At 43.6% G+C, this 18124-nt stretch carries 19 protein-coding genes; 11 read left to right on the top strand and 8 right to left on the bottom strand.

Features of this window, described 5'->3' with window-relative positions:
* Positions 1-10: 10 nt before the first annotated feature.
* From KEJ24_01855 to KEJ24_01840, 4 genes are all read left to right on the top strand, one after another.
* The gene (locus KEJ24_01855) at positions 11-271 is read left to right on the top strand and encodes a TIGR04076 family protein (protein ID MBS7646571.1); all 261 of its coding nucleotides are present in this window, start codon (positions 11-13) and stop codon (positions 269-271) included.
* Between the two features lie 82 nt (positions 272-353).
* The gene (locus KEJ24_01850) at positions 354-1580 is read left to right on the top strand and encodes a C/D box methylation guide ribonucleoprotein complex aNOP56 subunit (protein MBS7646570.1); all 1227 of its coding nucleotides are present in this window, start codon (positions 354-356) and stop codon (positions 1578-1580) included.
* Complete coding sequence (locus KEJ24_01845; GenBank protein MBS7646569.1) at positions 1570-2265, top strand: fibrillarin-like rRNA/tRNA 2'-O-methyltransferase; 696 nt, start codon at positions 1570-1572, stop codon at positions 2263-2265. Before KEJ24_01850 ends, KEJ24_01845 begins: the two co-directional genes overlap by 11 nt.
* 35 nt (positions 2266-2300) lie before the next feature.
* Positions 2301-3269: a helix-turn-helix domain-containing protein gene (locus KEJ24_01840; protein ID MBS7646568.1), complete on the top strand. Its 969-nt coding sequence runs from the start codon at positions 2301-2303 to the stop codon at positions 3267-3269.
* On the opposite strand, the gene rnhB is transcribed toward KEJ24_01840, so the two are convergent.
* The 3 genes from rnhB to KEJ24_01825 form a co-directional block, all read right to left on the bottom strand.
* The gene (gene rnhB, locus KEJ24_01835; protein ID MBS7646567.1) at positions 3266-3925 is read right to left on the bottom strand and encodes a ribonuclease HII; all 660 of its coding nucleotides are present in this window, start codon (positions 3923-3925) and stop codon (positions 3266-3268) included. The two genes, KEJ24_01840 and rnhB, sit on opposite strands and share 4 nt — an antisense overlap.
* A gap of 93 nt (positions 3926-4018) precedes the next feature.
* Positions 4019-5755 (bottom strand): FAD-binding protein, encoded by a 1737-nt coding sequence (locus tag KEJ24_01830; protein MBS7646566.1) that lies wholly within the window; start codon positions 5753-5755, stop codon positions 4019-4021.
* Positions 5756-5777: 22 nt separating this feature from the next.
* Positions 5778-6020, bottom strand: coding sequence for a ferredoxin family protein (locus KEJ24_01825; protein ID MBS7646565.1), 243 nt, complete (start codon positions 6018-6020; stop codon positions 5778-5780).
* A gap of 168 nt (positions 6021-6188) precedes the next feature.
* Here KEJ24_01825 and KEJ24_01820 point away from each other — a divergent pair, with 168 nt between their 5' ends.
* Together KEJ24_01820 and KEJ24_01815 are read left to right on the top strand one after the other, a co-directional pair.
* On the top strand, positions 6189-6827 hold the full coding sequence (locus tag KEJ24_01820; GenBank protein MBS7646564.1) for a hypothetical protein: 639 nt from the start codon (positions 6189-6191) through the stop codon (positions 6825-6827).
* Between the two features lie 144 nt (positions 6828-6971).
* Positions 6972-8243: an MFS transporter gene (locus KEJ24_01815; protein MBS7646563.1), complete on the top strand. Its 1272-nt coding sequence runs from the start codon at positions 6972-6974 to the stop codon at positions 8241-8243.
* Positions 8244-8355: 112 nt separating this feature from the next.
* On the opposite strand, the gene KEJ24_01810 is transcribed toward KEJ24_01815, so the two are convergent.
* Entirely contained in the window at positions 8356-8910 is a 555-nt protein-coding gene (locus KEJ24_01810) for an NTPase (protein ID MBS7646562.1), read from the bottom strand.
* 207 nt (positions 8911-9117) lie between these two features.
* Between KEJ24_01810 and KEJ24_01805 the strand changes: the two genes are divergently transcribed.
* The 4 genes from KEJ24_01805 (at position 9118) to KEJ24_01790 (ending at position 13547) form a co-directional block, all read left to right on the top strand.
* The gene (locus KEJ24_01805) at positions 9118-9885 is read left to right on the top strand and encodes a MarC family protein (GenBank protein ID MBS7646561.1); all 768 of its coding nucleotides are present in this window, start codon (positions 9118-9120) and stop codon (positions 9883-9885) included.
* A complete protein-coding gene (locus KEJ24_01800; protein ID MBS7646560.1) occupies positions 9882-11123 on the top strand; it encodes a tRNA (guanine(10)-N(2))-dimethyltransferase in 1242 nt (413 codons plus the stop codon). The genes KEJ24_01805 and KEJ24_01800 overlap by 4 nt, the downstream gene beginning before the upstream one ends.
* 38 nt (positions 11124-11161) lie before the next feature.
* Positions 11162-11764 carry a hypothetical protein gene (locus KEJ24_01795; protein ID MBS7646559.1) on the top strand — a complete coding sequence of 201 codons (603 nt, stop codon included), beginning with the start codon at positions 11162-11164 and terminating at the stop codon, positions 11762-11764.
* An 88-nt stretch (positions 11765-11852) separates the two neighbouring features.
* Positions 11853-13547: a methionine--tRNA ligase gene (locus KEJ24_01790; protein MBS7646558.1), complete on the top strand. Its 1695-nt coding sequence runs from the start codon at positions 11853-11855 to the stop codon at positions 13545-13547.
* A gap of 3 nt (positions 13548-13550) precedes the next feature.
* Here KEJ24_01790 and KEJ24_01785 read toward each other — a convergent pair whose 3' ends face one another.
* On the bottom strand, positions 13551-14933 hold the full coding sequence (locus tag KEJ24_01785; protein MBS7646557.1) for an MATE family efflux transporter: 1383 nt from the start codon (positions 14931-14933) through the stop codon (positions 13551-13553).
* A 177-nt stretch (positions 14934-15110) separates the two neighbouring features.
* Between KEJ24_01785 and KEJ24_01780 the strand changes: the two genes are divergently transcribed.
* Entirely contained in the window at positions 15111-15809 is a 699-nt protein-coding gene (locus tag KEJ24_01780; GenBank protein MBS7646556.1) for a PHP domain-containing protein, read from the top strand.
* Here the strand turns inward: KEJ24_01780 and KEJ24_01775 are convergent.
* The 3 genes from KEJ24_01775 to KEJ24_01765 form a co-directional block, all read right to left on the bottom strand.
* The gene (locus KEJ24_01775) at positions 15771-16610 is read right to left on the bottom strand and encodes an aspartate dehydrogenase (protein MBS7646555.1); all 840 of its coding nucleotides are present in this window, start codon (positions 16608-16610) and stop codon (positions 15771-15773) included. The genes KEJ24_01780 and KEJ24_01775 overlap by 39 nt on opposite strands.
* Positions 16611-16712: 102 nt before the next feature.
* Positions 16713-17828 carry a cell division protein FtsZ gene (gene ftsZ, locus KEJ24_01770; GenBank protein ID MBS7646554.1) on the bottom strand — a complete coding sequence of 372 codons (1116 nt, stop codon included), beginning with the start codon at positions 17826-17828 and terminating at the stop codon, positions 16713-16715.
* Positions 17829-17984 carry a ribbon-helix-helix protein, CopG family gene (locus KEJ24_01765; protein MBS7646553.1) on the bottom strand — a complete coding sequence of 52 codons (156 nt, stop codon included), beginning with the start codon at positions 17982-17984 and terminating at the stop codon, positions 17829-17831. It abuts the gene before it with no gap.
* Positions 17985-18124 lie beyond the last annotated feature (140 nt).

The following is an 18124-nucleotide window of genomic DNA, read 5'->3' as shown; positions in this document are numbered from 1 at the left end:
GGCGTGTTTAATGTCTGTTGTAGAGGTTACTGTAAAAAGTCAAACTGGGAAATGTGCTTTTGGGCACAAAGTGGGCGACAAAATAATCTTTGACGGGAGATCCGTTAAAGGTGACGTGTGTTATGGTGCGCTTCTAATTTTGTTTCCAAGAGTTTACGCCATGCGCTATGGTGCAGAGTTTCCATGGATAAAAGACAGAGATATACTTTACACTGCATGTCCAGACCCTGAAAACCCTGTGGTCTTCGAGATCCGCCGGATAAGGAAATAGGTTACGTCTGCAATATTAATATGTTCAGAATTCTTTATTTATGCAAGCCTAGTAGATACTATCACAAGAAATTGAGGAGAATGTGATGAAAGCAACGGTAATTCCAACCTTGTTCGGAGTTTTGGCTTTCAATGAGGAAAACAAGCTTGTAGCCCATTCTGTTTTTCCTAAAAAACCTGAAGAAGCGGCTAAAGTCCTCTTGGAGATCGAATCTGGAAAAGTTGTTAAAGAGATTGCAGATTTGATAACCCACTTGAAAAGCGGTGGGTATGACGCCTTTGTTTTTGAAAACTCTGCTTTGGCAGCTGAAGTTAAGGAGAAATTTGCGGTTTCAACAGAGTTTTCAAAAGTTTCGGATGCTGGCCAGCTTTTACGTTCAAACATTGAAGGCTTCGCGATTGAAATAGGCTTCGTTAAGGATTATGATGAGTTTCAGCGTTGGATGCACAGTGTCTCTATGGAACTTGCAAAACTAAAAGTTAAAGGAGCTGTTGAAAAAAGGGATTTGCTGATCGCTCAAGCCATTCAAACATTAGATGACTTGGATAAGACTATAAACCTTTTCATGAGTCGTGTCCGAGAATGGTATGGCATCCATTTCCCAGAGCTTGACCGTCTTCTAGAGAAACACGAAACATACGCCCGTCTAGTCGTAAACATTGGAAAACGCGAGGGCTTCACCATAGAAAAACTTGAAAAAGAGGGTTTGCCAAAGCAGAAAGTTGAACAAATAGCTAATGTAGCCAAATCTTCAATGGGCGCAGACCTTTCAGAAGAGGATCTGGCCCAAGTACAAGCTTTAAGCCGGACAGTGCTAGGCTTATATAATTTAAGAGAGGCTATGGAAAAATACATCGACACCGCCATGGAGGAGGTTGCTCCAAACATAAAAGCTTTGACGGGAGCGCTTCTAGGTGCACGGCTCATAGCTTTGGCTGGTGGCCTGATAAATCTGGCTAAAATGCCGGCCAGCACACTTCAAGTGCTTGGCGCGGAAAAAGCCCTGTTCCGCTCGCTTAAAACTGGAACAAAGCCGCCTAAGCATGGGATAATCTTTCAGCATCCATATTTGCATGAGGCGAAAAAGTGGCAGAGGGGCAAAATTGCAAGGGCTCTGGCTGGAAAACTTGCTATAGCCGCTCGGACAGACGTTTTCGGAGGAAGATACATTGGAGAAGAGTTGAAAGCTGACCTTGAAAAGCGAGTTGAGGAGATTCGCCAAAAGTACGCTGAGCCGCCGCCAAAGGCCCCAGAGAAGCCTAAACCTAAACATGAGAAGAAACGGTGGAAGCGGAGACATGCAGGTTAAACCTCACCCTAGTTTCTCGCAAATATATGTTGTCGCTTTGGACGATGGAACCGAAAGACTTGCTACTCGAAATCTTGCACCCGGCCGAACAGTTTACGGCGAAAAGCTTGTACGCTTTGAAGGCGTTGAATATCGTCTCTGGGATCCGTTTAGAAGCAAGTTGGCAGCCGCCATTCTAAAAGGCGTTAAAGCAGTTCCCATAAAGCCAGACCATCAAGTGCTTTATTTAGGTGCGGCTTCAGGCACAACAGCCAGCCATATCTCTGATATAGTGGGCGAAAAGGGCCACGTTTACTGTGTAGAGTTTGCAGCTAGAGCCCTAAGAGAGCTCATCAACAATGTTTGCCCATATCGACCAAATATGACGCCCATACTGGAGGATGCCCGTTTCCCAGAGAGATATGCCCTTTTTATTCGCGGCAAAGTGGATGACATTTACTGTGACATAGCCCAGCCTGAACAAGCGAAAATTCTAGCGGACAACGCTGATATACATCTCAAGAGCGGCGGCTGGATAATGTTGGCTGTGAAAGCCCAAAGCATAGACGTGACAAAGGAGCCGTCTGAAGTTTACAAGAGGGAGCTGAAGATTTTGGAAACTAGGGGCTTCACGATAGAAGACATCGTTCACCTAGAACCCTTCGACAAGGCCCACGCCATGATAGTGGCAAAATATAGAAACTAAGCCTTAAATGTATATGCTTATATCCAAGGCTGCCTTTGAATATTTTTGTGAAATTTCCGATGACTTATAGGGAGACGGAGGAAATAAAGGCGGCGGAAGCCATACTGAAGGATGGCGGTTTCACCGTCTCTCAGAGATGTTGCTCTAGGCCAAGCTGTTTTGACATAGCTGCCAGAAAAAGGGAATCCCTAGTTTTCGTGAAAGTGCAGCAGGACATTGGATGTATTTCGCTGTATGATTCTTTGGAGTTGCGGATGATAGCAGAACATGTTTCGGCGACGTCGCTTTTTATAAGCGAGAAAACTCGTGACAAACCGTTAGAAGATGACACTGTTTATTCACGATACAATGTTTTGGCTGTGACGCCTAAAACCTTTGAAAATATTGTTTTACGGGGCATATACCCACTAATTCAAGCTGGGCCGGGTGGATACTATGTAGAAATAGACGGTGAAGCCATTAAAAGGCGGAGGCAGGAGTTAGGCTTGTCCGTCGGCGAGATAGCTGAAAAAATAGGAATTTCAAGAAGGACACTTTATGGTTACGAGAGAGGCATGGCAAAGGCCTCTGTGACGGCAGCCTACAATCTGCTCCGCACTTTAGGGGTTCCCATAGCGAAACCAGTCAACATTTTTGAGGCTCCTAAAAACCACCAGAAGCCTTTTAAAACGAGGGCTAAGCAAATATTCACGCGGAACAAACTCGTCCAAAGAATTTTCAAGAAACTTGCTGGCTGCAATATTGTGGCCGTCAAGAGGGCACCCTTTGACTTTGTGGTTACGGTTCCGGAGGAAAATGTGAAAATAATCGGCGGAGTAGCGGACTGCCAAGACACAAAGTTAACCCGTAGGGTTGAAGAAATTTTAAGCCTGAGCAAGGTTGTTCAAGCTCATCCCGTTCTTGTAACCAACGGACAGAAACCACAGCTAGACAAGGATATTCCATGTGTCGACAGCAAGGAAATATCAAAAATAAAAAGCCCAGAAGAATTGTGTAACCTTTAAAAAAGTCTTGCCTGCTTTGAGTTGCTTTCGCTTTTTACCTTTTTAGCCGGTTTCCAGCTTTTTCTAACAAAATCCGGATACTCTTTAAAGGTTTTGAGGCAGCGGTGTAGAAACTCGATTGTCTTGGGGTCTGTGGGATAGCCGCATCCAAAATCGCCATATTTAGCTTTCAACTCAACTATTTCGCGGTCACGTTCCACCTTGGCTATTATAGAGGCAGCTGAAACCACCGGGTATTTGCGGTCCGCCTTATGCTCTGAAATAATTTCAATCTTAAAGGGCAGAAACTCCATGATTTGCTGTTTAAAGCGTTCCTCCAAAACGTCTGAAGCATCCACGTAGGCTACGTCCGGTTGGAGAAGCTCTATTACTTTAGCCATGGCCTGCGCTTCCAACCAGTTAAGCCTATGAAGCTTTCTGCCTCTTTCAACAACTTTGTCAATTTCCGCCGGGGAAAGCTTTACAATAACGTGTTTTTTGGCTATACGCTTTATCTCGACGGCTAGAGTTTCCCTTCTGCCCGGCGAAAGAAGCTTCGAGTCTTTCACACCTAATTGGACAAGTTTGGGCATGTCTCCGTTGTCTATTAGGATTCCAGCAATAACTAGCGACCCTATAACAGAGCCACGTCCAGCATCATCAACACCAGCAACCATCATCTACGAAACCTTCGTCTACCTATATAACCATGGGCTAAGACATGCTGTTAAACGTTGCTAAACGGTAGAAAACCAACTTTAAGTATGTTGTTATTCTTCTAGGGGCTTATATGGATATTTTTCTATTGGAACAGGCTCAGTATAAAGTTTCATCGCTTCTCCTTCTTTTTTGATGACTATCCATTTTAGCCAGTTCTTATTATCTGATTTTGGATAGTCTTCCCGATAATGAAATCCTCTGCTTTCTGTTCTCATTAATGAAGCTCTGTAGAACATTTCTGCGCATAAAACCATACTTTCAGCAAACATACAATTACAAAGTTCATGGTAATCTTCGGCTTTCATTCGGTCTAACTCTTCGCGTATGACAATGACCTTGTCTAATGCCTCCTTTAACCTATCCCCGCTTTTTATAATACTGTAGTCAAGCGGATAGATAACCTCCTGAACCTTATATATAACCTCAAACGGTGGTATTCCATTTTCTCTGCTCAATGGTGTGAGAATTCTATCCTTAAGTTCCTTAACTTGTGAATAATTGACTTCAGGCTCAATTTTAGCAGCTTTTAAGGCTGCAGCGTAAACTGCTGCTGATGATCCCCCCTTCACCCCTGAAAAAACTGCATTCATTAGGCCGCTACCCTTAATTCGACCTGGTGGTGACGGAACGGCCCCGTATAACGCCGAACCTCCAAAACTTATATCGCCAACCGCGAAAAGCCCCGGGAGGTTCGTACTGTAGTAAGTATTCACTTTAAGGCAAGAAATCTCCCCTTGAAATGCGTGCACCACTCTGACAAGTTTCGCCTGAGGATCCTTTCTTACAACCATGGTTTTCATGATCAGGTTTTTCCAGAATGCATCTGCCAAGGGACGTGCCCCAGGTAACGCGAAGAAAAATTTTCTTTGATTATCTGATATAGAGGTTAATACGTCTACATATATTGGACCATTTCCAGCTGTTGTTTCTCTATACCAAGCAAGATATGCTTCTGGATCGGAGTCTGGACGTGGGCCAGGTCGATATTTTGGTGTTAAATATTCCCCTTTAGCATTATATAGGAAATCCTGCCCCGTGACGAGCCAATCACCTGATTGAGGCATATCAGCGTTTAGAAACCCTCCACCATAATTTCCAAACTCAGCATTTCTCATCTCCACGCCAACTTTATACGCCGCAAGTATGCCGATTCCCTTACCATTCCACAGAGGCATCAATCCATAATTTTGATTTCCGCAAGCTAGAACCGTCGCTCTTGCCCTAAAAACATAGAATGTTCCGTCAAGTAAGCTAAAGCCTACAGCGCCTGTAACATGCCCATCACTGCTGATAAGATCTGCAACAAAAACTTTGTCAAGGAACTTAATACCTAACCTCTTTGCATAAGCAGCCATTCGGGCGCACATGTCGAGGTCTGCTAGAGTTGTTCCCCATGGAAATGGGCCTATCTTATTATACTGAACTTTACCGTCAGGTCTTCTAATGATTGTTACACCCCATAAATCAAGTTGCTCTATAAGCTTTCTAGTGGCGTACGCGTACTCTCGGAGCAATATCTGGTCGTTTAGAAAGCAACCTATGTTACATACTATGTATTTAATGAAATCCTCAGGATCGTCTTCAGGTGTTACAAATGTGAAGTGACCTGCCGTGCGTGGAGCTTTACCAGCCCATCCCGCACTTCCAGTTGCTCTATCTACTACAAGCACATCGAGTTCAGGTGCTGTCTCTTTAGCTGCAATGGCAGCAGTTAGCCCAGCTATTCCACCTCCTACGACAAGGACGTCTGTGGAAATAGTCTTCTCAAAAGGTTCGGTGAAACTCAATTTCACTCACCATTGACTATAGTTAGGATGTTACACCACTGGATAATTCTTTAGGCCACTTTTTACTTTGCCAATCGGGGACAACTTCTATACATTTTGATGGGCAAAGAACTTCGCATAAACCGCATACGAGGCAGTCTTCTGGATACATAACAACAGGAACCTTTCTTAGTTCATCCCATCTAATAACATCTTCCCAACATGCCTTCACACATATTTGACAAGATATACATTTATCAAGATCAATTTTTATTATGTGTGACATTGAAATTACCGATGGGAAATTTATTATCTTTCCCCTAATAAATTTTTGGCAATATTGTTATTTTGTAAAGTTCATATGGGAATAGCCACAACAACGGTTGTTATAGCAATTTTTATAAAATAAGATTTTTGGTTATGTCCTCTTGTTAATGTTATAGGGGGTGAGTGTATGATAGTATGGACAGATGATGAATGCCGTGTTCATGTGGACTGGAGTCTAGATGGAGTAACATCAAAAATGTTGAATTGGTGGTGGTGTAATATGGAAAAAGGTTTCGCTCTTTGGCACCCTGAAGAGCATAAGGAGTTTTACTGGGTTAAGAAACCTAAGCATAACGCGGCAATTGGTGCTATACATGTGGCACCACAGGTTTGGTCGGATGGAACGCTGATTAGACCCTGCATTAGATGGGAGGATGTGAAAAATCTCCCAGAACACATAAAATCAATAATAGTATTTGATCATGTTGTAGTCGCCGCTGCAATAAGTATTACAGGAGAGAAAGTTGAGGAGGATGCTCCACCTGTGGGTTATAGGGTTCACCAATGGGAAAAAACAGACTTTGGTGTAAGAGGAAGGTCTACAGCGTTTCCTACAGAGGCAGAATCGAAAGAAAGACTACTTAACGTATGGGCTCCTCACTGTCAAAAGGAGATCATGAACTTCCAGATATTCCTTCCACAGCTTTACAGGTTATGGAGTGTTGTCAAAGATCCAGAGGTTAACCCATACTTCTCTTTTAAGATAGTGAGAGAGGACGGTAAGATAAGATATGAATTCAAGACAAATGAAACTAGCTCAAAATAGGTAATAGGTGACTTATGCTTACACTGTGTACATAAAGCGAAGTTAGATCCTGATCTACAATTTTTGCAACTTTACGTGAACTCTTTTAAATTTTTCGAAAATTTTTTAAAAAATGGGGAAATTACAACAAATCTAGGTATTACCATGAGTGGTAAAAGCTTTTCTTACAAGCGGCTTGCAGTGGTTGGCGGATTGGGTAGTTGGTCGGATGCTATGGACGAGATGGTCATTGCTATAACAATGCCTTTACTGATCGCTTTCTGGAAAATCTCCATGCCTGAAGTCGGCTTTCTTATAAGCGGTATCTACCTTGGAATGTTCGTTTCTGCCTTCATTTCAGGGCCTCTTATAGATTACATAGGTCGAAAAAAGGGGTTCGTTCTTGGAAACTTTCTCGCTGCACTTGCATATTTATTATATCTTGTCGCGCCTAACTTTCAATGGTTTTACGCGGCTAGAATTCTCTCAGGCTTCTTTGCGTGTCTATCCACAGTAGCATTTTATACATGGTTACCAGAAGAGGTGCCTCCGGAGAGGAGACAAACAATAGTGGGTCGAGCGTCGGCGATGTCGGTGATCGGTACTTTAAACATAAGTATAATGCTTATACTAGCCGGAATCTACGGATTTACTTGGCATGTTTTCTTTGCTTACGTGTGCATCTTCGATCTAGTAGTCGCAATTTTGGGCGTCCTTCTTCTAAGGGAATCGTCTCTTTGGCAAGAGCGACAAAAACTTATTGCGGAAGGAAAAGTAAAAAGGGAGGAGAGAGTTCCTCTTAAAAAGTTTTTAAGTCCTGAAGTTCGCGCAAAGTTTGTACTGGCGCTTTTGCTCTCGATTAGTGGATGGTTTGGGCTAATGTTTATAGTGCTTCCATTTCTTGCGACTTTTCAAAGTACAGTGCTAGCATTTAGTACAGCCTTAATCGGGATTGTAGAAGTAACATGCACTATCAACGGCGTAATAGCACGTGCGGTCTTAGGAATGGTGTCCGACCGTGTTGGTAGGTTAAACACTTTAATCCTATGTGCTGTGTTATGCATTATTGGCGGATCGCTAAGTTGGCGAACACCATCGATTCTAGGAGTTGGAGAAAAATTACCCATAATAGTATTTTTTGCGGTAACTTTCTGGATATACCTGTGGGGACTGAACGGAATATGTGACACTTCACGTACGTGGTATGCTGAACTTATTCCAACAAGCATAAGAGGATCAATGGAAAGTTTCATGCAAATTTTAGCGAGTCTCATAGCCTTCTTTGGTACAATAATCGTTGGGGTTATAGCAGGCTATGTAGGCCTAGGCGAAGCTCTAGCCATAATGCCTCTGATAGCTGGGATAATCATAATCATAGTTTCTGTAATTGCCAAAAAACTTAACCTTGAAACCAAAGGAAAACGCCTGGACATTTAACTTCTCCTTTTTTACAACCTAAGAAGATATTAGGTAGCTTTAAGCCTATTGTATAAATTAACTGTTAGCATACAAAAAGCAAAGAGGCAAGCAAACAAAAAGATGCAAGTTCTTAAGTATAACTAACTGCCAAAAACTGTAAAGCCTTGTCTACAACCTTTTGATGCAGTTTATCGCGATTCTCGAAAGTAACTGTGAATATCTCTGTATCTTGACGTGCTTTTATAGTTTCAACGAGTTTGTCTCGGGCTTTCCAGTGAATCACTCCGGCCACAAGTTTGCCGCTTTCAACAGCTTCTTGAACTGCTTTTCTAAATTTTTCTGAGAAAAGCTCCATAGGCCCGATTTCATCTATGGCGATGATGTTACATTCCCTTACAGCCTTTAAAATAGCCTCAACGCCCACACTGTCCAGATCGGCAATGTTTACGCGGTACCTGCTCACTTGAGGGCCTGTTTTCTGGTTTACATGAGCAAGCCATCCCCGTCTGCTACTAGCCAAATCTAGGATTTCAAAGCCTATGCGGGTTCCAGCTTTTCGAACTTCACGACTTATCATTCCGCCGACACTGTAGCCTCTGGATTTCAATATGTCGATAACTTTCAGCATTAGTGTTGTTTTTCCAACACCTGGCCTGCCTGTTAATAGAAGCACACGTTTCTGCAAATTTTTCGCCTCTTTTGCTCGTATTATGGCCAAAGAGACTTAAAGCTTAAGAATCTTTTAGGGCACCTCTCGTTGTAAATGCACTCTTTAAGAATTTTTTAACGATGCTAGAATTTTGTAATGGTGCAGCTGAACCAGAAGTCTAATATCTACACTTTCGGAAACATTTAACAGCTGAGCTATGCTGGTGGTTGGGTTTAAAGCATAATGAGTGGCGAAAGGGAACATGAGGGTTTGGTTTCATCCTTTGAAAGACAGCTGAGCGAGTGGATAGCCCGCAAGCATGGCAAAGTCTTTAGGCTAGCCTTGATGCTTATTTTAGTTTTGCTTGTTTTTCTAACTTCTTTCCGCCTTACCGTTGGCGGATTGAAGGAATGGATTCAAATAGACCCGGCTGGAATCTTAAATGTGTCTATTCAACTTTTTACAATAATGAACCCGATAAGTGCAGTTCCAACATTTCTCATTTATACAGGCAGACTTAGGCATGATGAAAGGCTCAAAATAATAGGCACAACAACAATGATTGTCATAGCATTGCTGTTAACCTTCACATTATTTGGGCCTCTCATATTGAACGCCCTCGAAATTTCCGTTACAAACTTCCGGTTCGGCGGCGGGATACTGTTGCTTATTCTCGCTATAGACATGCTTGGCGGAATGTCAAGGTCAAAAGCCATAGACATAAGGCAGGTGGCGGTTGTACCGTTGGCTACACCGCTTCTCGTCGGACCAGGAACAATGACTACTTTAATTGTTTTGTCAAGCACTTATGCCATAATCAACGTTCTGATAGGCGGCCTAATTGCAGCTGTTGGTGTTTACTTGACGCTGCGTTTTGCGCCTCTGCTTGTTTCAGCAATAGGTAACAATGGCGTTCAAGCTGCAAGTCGCATAATGTCAGTTATATTGGCGGCTATAGCCTCCCAGATGATTCACTCCGCCCTAATGGAATGGGGCATAGCAAAGACATGAAAAACCGGAAAAACGAAATAGACTTTCCAACTGAAATCGTAAAAGAAGGCCAGGTTCAAGTGCGTGTTCCAAAACTTTCTGCTTTCGTGGAAGAACCCGGTGAATATGCTCCCTCAAAGGCTCCGGTCTTCTACAATCCGGTTATGGAGTTGAACCGTGACATCGCAGTTCTAGCCCTACAAGCATACCAGCAAACTGTTGGCAGGAAAATCTTTGTATGTGAGCCTTTGGCAGGCTGCGGCGTGAGGGGCATACGCTTCGCCCTGGAAGTTGAAGGAGTAAGGAAAGTTTTGATAAATGATATAAACAAAAAGGCTTACTTGCTGGCAAAATACAATGTGGAACTGAATAGGCTTGGCGAACGTGTAACCGTCACAAACATGGATGCAAACCTTCTTCTAGCTAAGCACAGCGCACCATATAAAAGGTTTGACGTCGTAGACGTGGACCCCTTCGGCTCTCCGACACCTTTCATGGATTCCGCTGTCAGAGCAACCCGCAACGGCGGGATGTTGGCCTTAACAGCAACGGACATGGCACCTCTATGCGGTGTACATCCTAAAGCATGCATACGCAAGTATGACGGTAAACCTCTCCGTACAGAATACTGTCACGAAATAGCTTTAAGACTTGTCTTGGGAAATGCTGCAATCATAGCGGCGAAACATGAAATTGGCGTGACACCGCTTTTCAGCTACAGTACAGACCATTATGTACGCGTTTACGTCGCCTTAACGCATGGAGCGCAAAAGGCAGATGAAAGCCTAAAAAAGCTGGGTTACATTCTCCATTGTTTCAACTGTTTCCATAGAGAAACCATATACAAAAACACTTTGTTAGGATGTAATGATGAATGCCCAAACTGCGGTTCAGAAATGGACTATGCTGGGCCTATGTGGCTTGGAGAAATAGCTGACGAAAACTTTTGTAGTTTGATGGAATTAGAGGTTGATAAAAGATTTTTCAAGTCGAAAAAGCGAATCAAAAAAATTCTGGCGCTCGTGAAAGGTGAATGCTATGCCCCGCCAACTTATTACGTCTTAGATCGAATATGTGACAAAATGCGCTTACCAGTGCCCTCGGTTAAAGCTGTTGTTGAAGCTTTGAGAAAGGAAGGCTTTGAATCTCTGTTAACCCATTTTACTCCAAAAGGCTTTAGAACCAGCGCTTCAATAGAAGCTGTAACAAGGATTTTGCGTGAAATTATACTGTCTGATCTTAGACGCAACAACTCTTAAATAAAATGGTGTTGAAACATTATGGGTTAGTGATCATAATGAAGAATGCAATTTTGCTTGCGGCAGCCTTAACGATGATGTTGATGATCTTCTCCTCCGCATCAACCTACGCGCAGCCGACAACAGTCAACATTTACGCTTGGACAGACAAGTCATTCTATGATCCAGGAGAAAACGGTAAACTTACAATCGTCGTTCGAAACGACAGGGCTGATGTGGACCTAATCTTGTACAATATAACCGTTGAATACCCATGGTTCGCCTATACCGGCGAAAAATGGGAAGGCAATGACACCATCATTATTGGTGAAACTCTCCTCAAAAATGGCGGAGTTAAAATCTACAGCAGGCCGTTCAACGTGCCTAGCGATGGCAGAGCTGCAATTTCCATGTATGGAGCACAAATTTATATAACCGTCAATGTGGATAAGCCGCCTTACCACTACTCGCGTCAAGTGCCAATCTATATTAGAAGTGTTGCCCAACCCATGGCCATCAGCGATTGGGATAAGATGCTGACTCTTCTAACGATTCAAGTGGTGCTTGTGATTGTTTGTACAATAATTCTGGCGGCAACCATATTCCTTTCTGTGCGGAGACCAAGGGTGGTTTTTGAAGAGGCGTTAGAGAAAACAGGGTAAATAATCCTTAATTTTCCCCATTTAATTTTTAAGCATGTTCTGCAAATTCTTCCTATTGGGTTTATCAGCCTCTTAAAGCTGGGGGTGTGTGGCGCTCGGAAAAGTTTTAGTTACGTCTGCCTGGCCATACATAAACGTGACCCCACATATCGGTAACCTAGTTGGTTCTGTACTATCAGCGGATGCTGTCGCCCGCTACTATCGATTGAAGGGCGAAGATGTTGTAATGGTAAGCGGTTCTGATGAGCATGGAACACCCATCGAAGTTGAAGCCATAAGGCTTGGTGTGAAACCAAAAGACTTAACGGACAAAAACCACGCGCGAGTAGTGGAGCTTTTTAAGAAGTGGGGTATATCCTTCGACAACTACACGCGCACCGAAAGCCCGGTGCACAAGGAATTTGTTCAGCAGCATTTGATGAAGATTTACAATAACGGTTACATCTTTACCCAGGAAACTGAGATGCTTTACTGCGAGAAATGCAAGCGTTTTCTACCTGACCGATTTGTCGAAGGCAAATGTCCCTACTGTGGACATACACCGGCACGTGGAGACCAATGTGATGCTTGTGGAAGACTGCTTGAACCTACAATTCTTGTAGAGCCTTATTGCGTGATCTGCAAGGGCAAACCTGTTGTCAAAAAAACGAAACACTGGTATTTTGACCTTGCCAAGTTCACGGACAAACTAGCGCGATATTTAAGCGAGAACAAGCAATTGCCAGCCAACGCCAAAAACTTTAGCCTAAACGTTATAAAGGAAGGCTTAAAGCCGAGGGCTGTCACTCGTGATGTCAACTGGGGAATTCCAGCCCCGTTTCCCGGTGCCGAGGGCAAGACAATTTATGTCTGGGTTGAAGCGGTTTTGGGCTATATTTCCGCCACTATAGAATACTTCAGAAAACGCGGAGATCCAGAGGGTTGGAAAGCTTACTGGTTTGACAAGAACGCGAAAACCCTCTACTTCATTGGGAAAGACAATATACCCTTTCACACCATAATTTTGCCAGCCTTGCTAATGGCTTCCCATGAAGACTATAATTTACCATGGAACATTTCTGCCACTGAGTTTCTTCAGTTCAAAGGCGAAAAAGCATCAAAAAGCCTAAGGATTGGCATATGGATAGATGAAGCCTTGGAACTTTTCCCGCCAGATTACTGGCGCTACTTCTTGATTGCTACACGTCCAGAAACAAAAGACTCAAATTTTTCATGGGAAATTTTCGCGGAAAAAATCAATGCAGATCTAAACGACACTCTCGGAAACTTTGTCCACCGCACGCTATCATTCATAAACAAGCACTTCAACAGTCAAATCCCGGAACACGGTGCGTTGGGTGCGGAGGACGAGCAAGCGCTCAAAAGCCTTAAAGAACTTGTAAACGAGATCGCAGGCGATTTTGAAGCTTGTAAGCTTCAGTCCGCGGCAAACGGAGTTATCAGCATAGGAAGGCTTGGAAATCAATACCTCAACGAAAAGGAGCCTTGGAACCTAATAAAACGCGATAAAGCCAAGGCCGCGACAACCATGTACGTGGCTGCCCAGTTTGTTAAAGCTTTAGCAATAGTTTCATCTCCAATAATTCCATTTACAGCTGACAAGCTTTGGAAAACCCTAAACTTGCCGGGCAGTGTCCACCAACAAAAGTGGGAGGAAGCTCTTAAACCTTTGCCAATAGGCCACAAAATAGCCGAAGCTAAACCACTGTTCCGCAAGATCGAGTCTGACGAGAAAAAGCTTAATGAAATGCTTGAAAAAGTTAGAAAAGCCATGGCGAAGTGAAACTTAGAGACTTTGTTTAGTTTTTAGTTTTTTAAATGTGATGGCCGTCAGAGTTAAACCTAATGCGAGTGCAAGTATTCCCGCTACTGGATATGCTAACCACAGTCCGTTTAGGCCAAACGTGTAGGGCAGTATGATAAGGCATGGTGTCAGAAAGATGAATTGGCGAGCTGACGCTACAATTAGAGCTGAAGTTGCCTTGCCTATTCCCTGGAAAAAGGCGCTTATTATTATTTCTGACATTGTTAGAAAGGATATTCCGAAAATTTGTAGCGCTGATACCCCTATACCGAGGAATTTGATGTCCGTGGTGAAGAGCAACAACGTTTGAACCGGGAAAAGCGTGACTACAACATACCATATTATCCCCCATACAACGCCGGATAATACAGCTTTAACCACGATTTCGCGAACACGCTCCAGCTTTTGTGCTCCATAATTGTAACCCACAAGCGGCACGACAGCTTGACTTAAACCTATGCAAAATGCAAAGTTTAGTCTGTTAATTCTGAAAAGGACGCCAAGAACAGCCAACGGAACGGTTCCGAAAGAGGACGCTGCAATATTCGCCAACATTTGAGATATAGAAATGGCGATCATTCTTAAAATGCTGGATACCCCAACACTGTAAATATCTGCAACAGTCCTGTAATGGAGCCTGAAATAGGCGAGCTTAAACTTGTATATAGATTTAAACGCCAAATAAGGAGTTAGAAGGGCCAATCCTATTGCACGTCCTATAAGTGTTCCAAGCGCCGCGCCTGCAATTCCCAAAGCTGGGAAAGGCCTAACCCCAAAAACTAGGATCGGGCTCCAAATGAGGTCAGCTATGTTTGCCAAAATCAACCCTCCACTTGCAATGGTTGGGCTTCCCTGTGCCCTCACAAGTTCCGCAACAACAACCAAAAAGAAGTCCACAGGCATGGAACATGTTTCAATAAACATGTAACTGTAAGCGTAGGGGAAAACAGCTTCTGTCGCACCGAAAAGCCTTATCAAGAACCCTAAACTCGCTAAACAGATGATGGTTGCCAAACCGCTTACAATAAAAAAGAGGGTTATGCTGTTACATACAGCCTCGTCAACTTCGTTCTTTTTTCCAGCTCCAAGACGTCGAGCAACTAAGGAAGCGCTTCCAATGGCTATTCCAGTGCCTATTGCCCTATATATCATCATCAATGGCCCAGCAACCGTCAAAGCGGCAAGCGCTTCCGTGCCGATACGCCCACACCAGACTGCATCAAACAACTCATAAAAGGCTTCGCCCTCGCTGGCAATTATGGCAGGCACTGAGAAACGCATTAAAAGCCTCGAGATTTTCTCCCTCCCCATAGCCTCAGCTCTCTGATAATTCAAAGAAGTGCTTTTGTAGCCCACAACACTCACCAACCCAAGCCGCATTTAGGGAAAGAAAACAAATCCCGCAGCCTTGCATTAAAGACTTTTGCCCTAACACGGGTTGGTTCTCGACACACATATACAAAAATACGAAATATGCGGGCTACTTTCCCGCAAACGTAAATAGGATCAATAACCAACCGAAAATTGAGGTTATCCGAAACAATGAGAGTAAAAGTGGACCTTCATGTACACACATGTTACTCCTACGACGGGTTAATCAGATTAGACGAGCTTGTTTTATATGCGAAAAAGGCGGGTTTAAATGGTGTCGCCATAACAGACCACGATAAAATCGACGGCGCACTAAAAGTGGCTAAGGAAACAAAAGATTTCCTCATAATACCTGGCATAGAAGTTTCAAGCCTAAATGGCCACATAATTGGGCTTAACCTTCAAGAACCAGTGCCAAAAAACCTGAGCATAGAAGAAACCGTCGACAAAATCCATGAACTCGGCGGCTTAGCTATAGCATGTCACCCAGGAGCCTCTCTGAAGGCGAGTTTAGGACAGAGGATCAGCCAAAAATTTGACGCAGTTGAAGTGGTAAATGCTTCAGCTTTTCCCTTCAAACGTTCCATTAAAAAAGCTTTGGAAATCGCCTCCAAACTTGGACTACCTAGGGTGGCGGGTAGCGACGCCCACTATGCCCCTGAAGTGGGCGCAGCGTACACGGTTATAGAGGCAGAGCCCAGCTTGGAGGATGTGGCTAAAGCCATAAGCAAGGGGCTTTGCGAGCCCTTAGGCAATGCTATACCTCTTAAACTGAGGCTTAAAAGGAAAGTTTTATCGCTAAAATTAAATCGTTTTAAGCGAAATTGCAGTTCATGTTCCAATAACAATGGGTTCCGTGATCCTCTTTAATGTTGCGATGGCTGAAAGAGCTGCCAAATAACTTGTCTTGGGATTTTCGGCTGTCGGAACATTTTCCACATGAATCCTTAACTCGCCAAATTCGCCCTTGACTTCAATTTCATGAACATTTCTTTTCAGTGTTGGGTCCGCTACCACTTTTACTGTTGTTTTTTCTACGCCTACGCCTGCCAAACTCAAAGTTGCCGCTACGTTAACATTTACGGGAAAAAGCTTGCATGCCTCCATCGCTGGCCCCTCGTATATGATGGTTGGCTCTTTGATTTTTCCGCCAAACCTATCTTTGAAGTAGGTGTTATCCTTCAACGCTTCCACAGGTTTTCTTGTGGTTAAGACAACTTTTTCTATTTTACCCATGGCTGATGCTTTCACGCCGTCTAGCCCTGCAATGGCGCCCGACGGGACGTAAACCTTTCTACCTCTTTCTTTGGCGGCAAAGCTGATTTTGCTTGTCAACTCTGGATCTACTAAGGCGCCGACGCTCATAACCATCAAGTCCTTCCCGGCCTCTAACACTTTAAAGGCATAAGTTCTCACGGCCTCTTGGGAAGCAGCCTCCACGACAAGCTCCACGTCCCCACATTCAAGCAGCTCTTCAAATTTTCCAGCGACATTGGGTTTGTTTCTCAGCTTATGCGCTAAGGCTTTGGCTTTTTCAACATTTTTATCAAAAACCATGATTAGACAAGTGTTCCCAGCTTGTCCTTTGTCTATTGCTTGTGCCAGCATTGTCCCTATGGCACCACATCCAATAAGGCCTATACCCAATGGAAATTTTCCTTTCTCTTTCATTTTGTTGGCCTAGTTAAAATGCGTGCAATTTTTCGCCTATAAACTATTCCGTTAGAAACAGCGAATCTAGCGACGATATTTATTCATTAAGTAAAAAAGAGTTTAGATGGTGTCTTTCTCTAATTGGTAGAGGTTTAGGTCTATGTTTAACGGTTTTTCCGGTTCAGCGTATGGTTCAAGGTTAAACAATTGCGGTGCTATGGTTCCAAAACCGCTTAAAATGTACGGCGAATTTACACCGGTCAAGACTAAAGTTACTTTTATTTTTCCGTCCAACTCTGGGCTAACTCTGGCTCCCCAAATGACTAGCGAATCCTCATCCATCAATTCTGTGACTATTTCGCCTACGCGGTTTGCTTCTTCAATAGTCATGTGAGCATCGCCGGAAACATGTATCAATGCGCCTTTTGCGCCCATATAGTCCACGTCTAGAAGCGGGTTTCTCAAAGCTTTTCTTACAGCGTCCTCAGCTCGATTTGGTGCGTCTGACTCACCTATGCCTATTACGGCTAGTCCGCCGCGTTTAACGATAGTTTTGAAGTCTGCAAAGTCGAGGTTAATGAGGCTTGGCGCTGAAATGGTTTCAACTATCCCTTTAATCATGTTCGCCAAAACTTGATCTGCAAGTTTAAAAGCTTCATTTATGGGCAGATTAGGCGCAATCTGAAGGAGTTTGTTGTTATCAATAACAACCACAGTATCGCAGTGTCTTCGCATCTCGTTCAAGGCGTAGGCCGCGTACTCTATACGGCCTTTCTCGATTTTGAAAGGTGTTGTTACAACTCCAACCGTTAATGCGCCCTTTCTTTTGGCGATTTCAGCGATAACCGGTGCTGCGCCAGTACCTGTCCCCCCTCCCAGTCCAGCTGTTACGAAGACTATATCCGCATTTGTAAGCAGATCTTCTATGCGCTTTCTAGACTCCTCTATAGCTGCTCTTCCAAGTTTTGGATCTCCACCAACTCCCAAGCCCTTGGTTAGTTTTTCGCCTATCAGGATTTTCTTATGCGCCTTTGAAATGTTTAGGTGAAGGGCATCAGTGTTTACTGCTATGCATTCTGCTCCAACAACACCCATTTCCATAAGCCTTGTCACGGTGTTGTTTCCAGCACCGCCCACGCCAAACACGAGCATGCGACAAAAGCTGGGCGGACGGATTTCTTCTGTAACCATGCCGTGCCATGAATAGCGGAAGGTCTGTCCAATCGTTGACTGCATTTAGCCAACCCTCTTTCTACGCCAAATCTCATTGTTTATCAAGTCACGGATAGCCACACGAATAGCTTCAGCCCTGTTTGGATACAACCTTTCGTTTACTAATTGATCCAACGCCTCAATATATGGTTCAGGAAGATAAAGCGTAATCAACTTCATTTTCAACTTCCCCCTACCGGTAAGCGAGAAACTGCAATCTAAAGCTATACTTGTATATAATATGCTTTAAATATGATTCAAACATGTTGGTTCTTTATTTTTTAAAGCTTATTATTGAATGCTTTCAAAAATTTGTAAAA

The organism is Candidatus Bathyarchaeota archaeon (genome assembly GCA_018396705.1).
Taxonomy (GTDB): Archaea; Thermoproteota; Bathyarchaeia; order Bathyarchaeales; family Bathycorpusculaceae; genus DRVP01.
The sequence above is the reverse complement of the archived record's forward strand: the minus strand, read 5'-3'. Positions and strand labels throughout refer to the sequence as shown.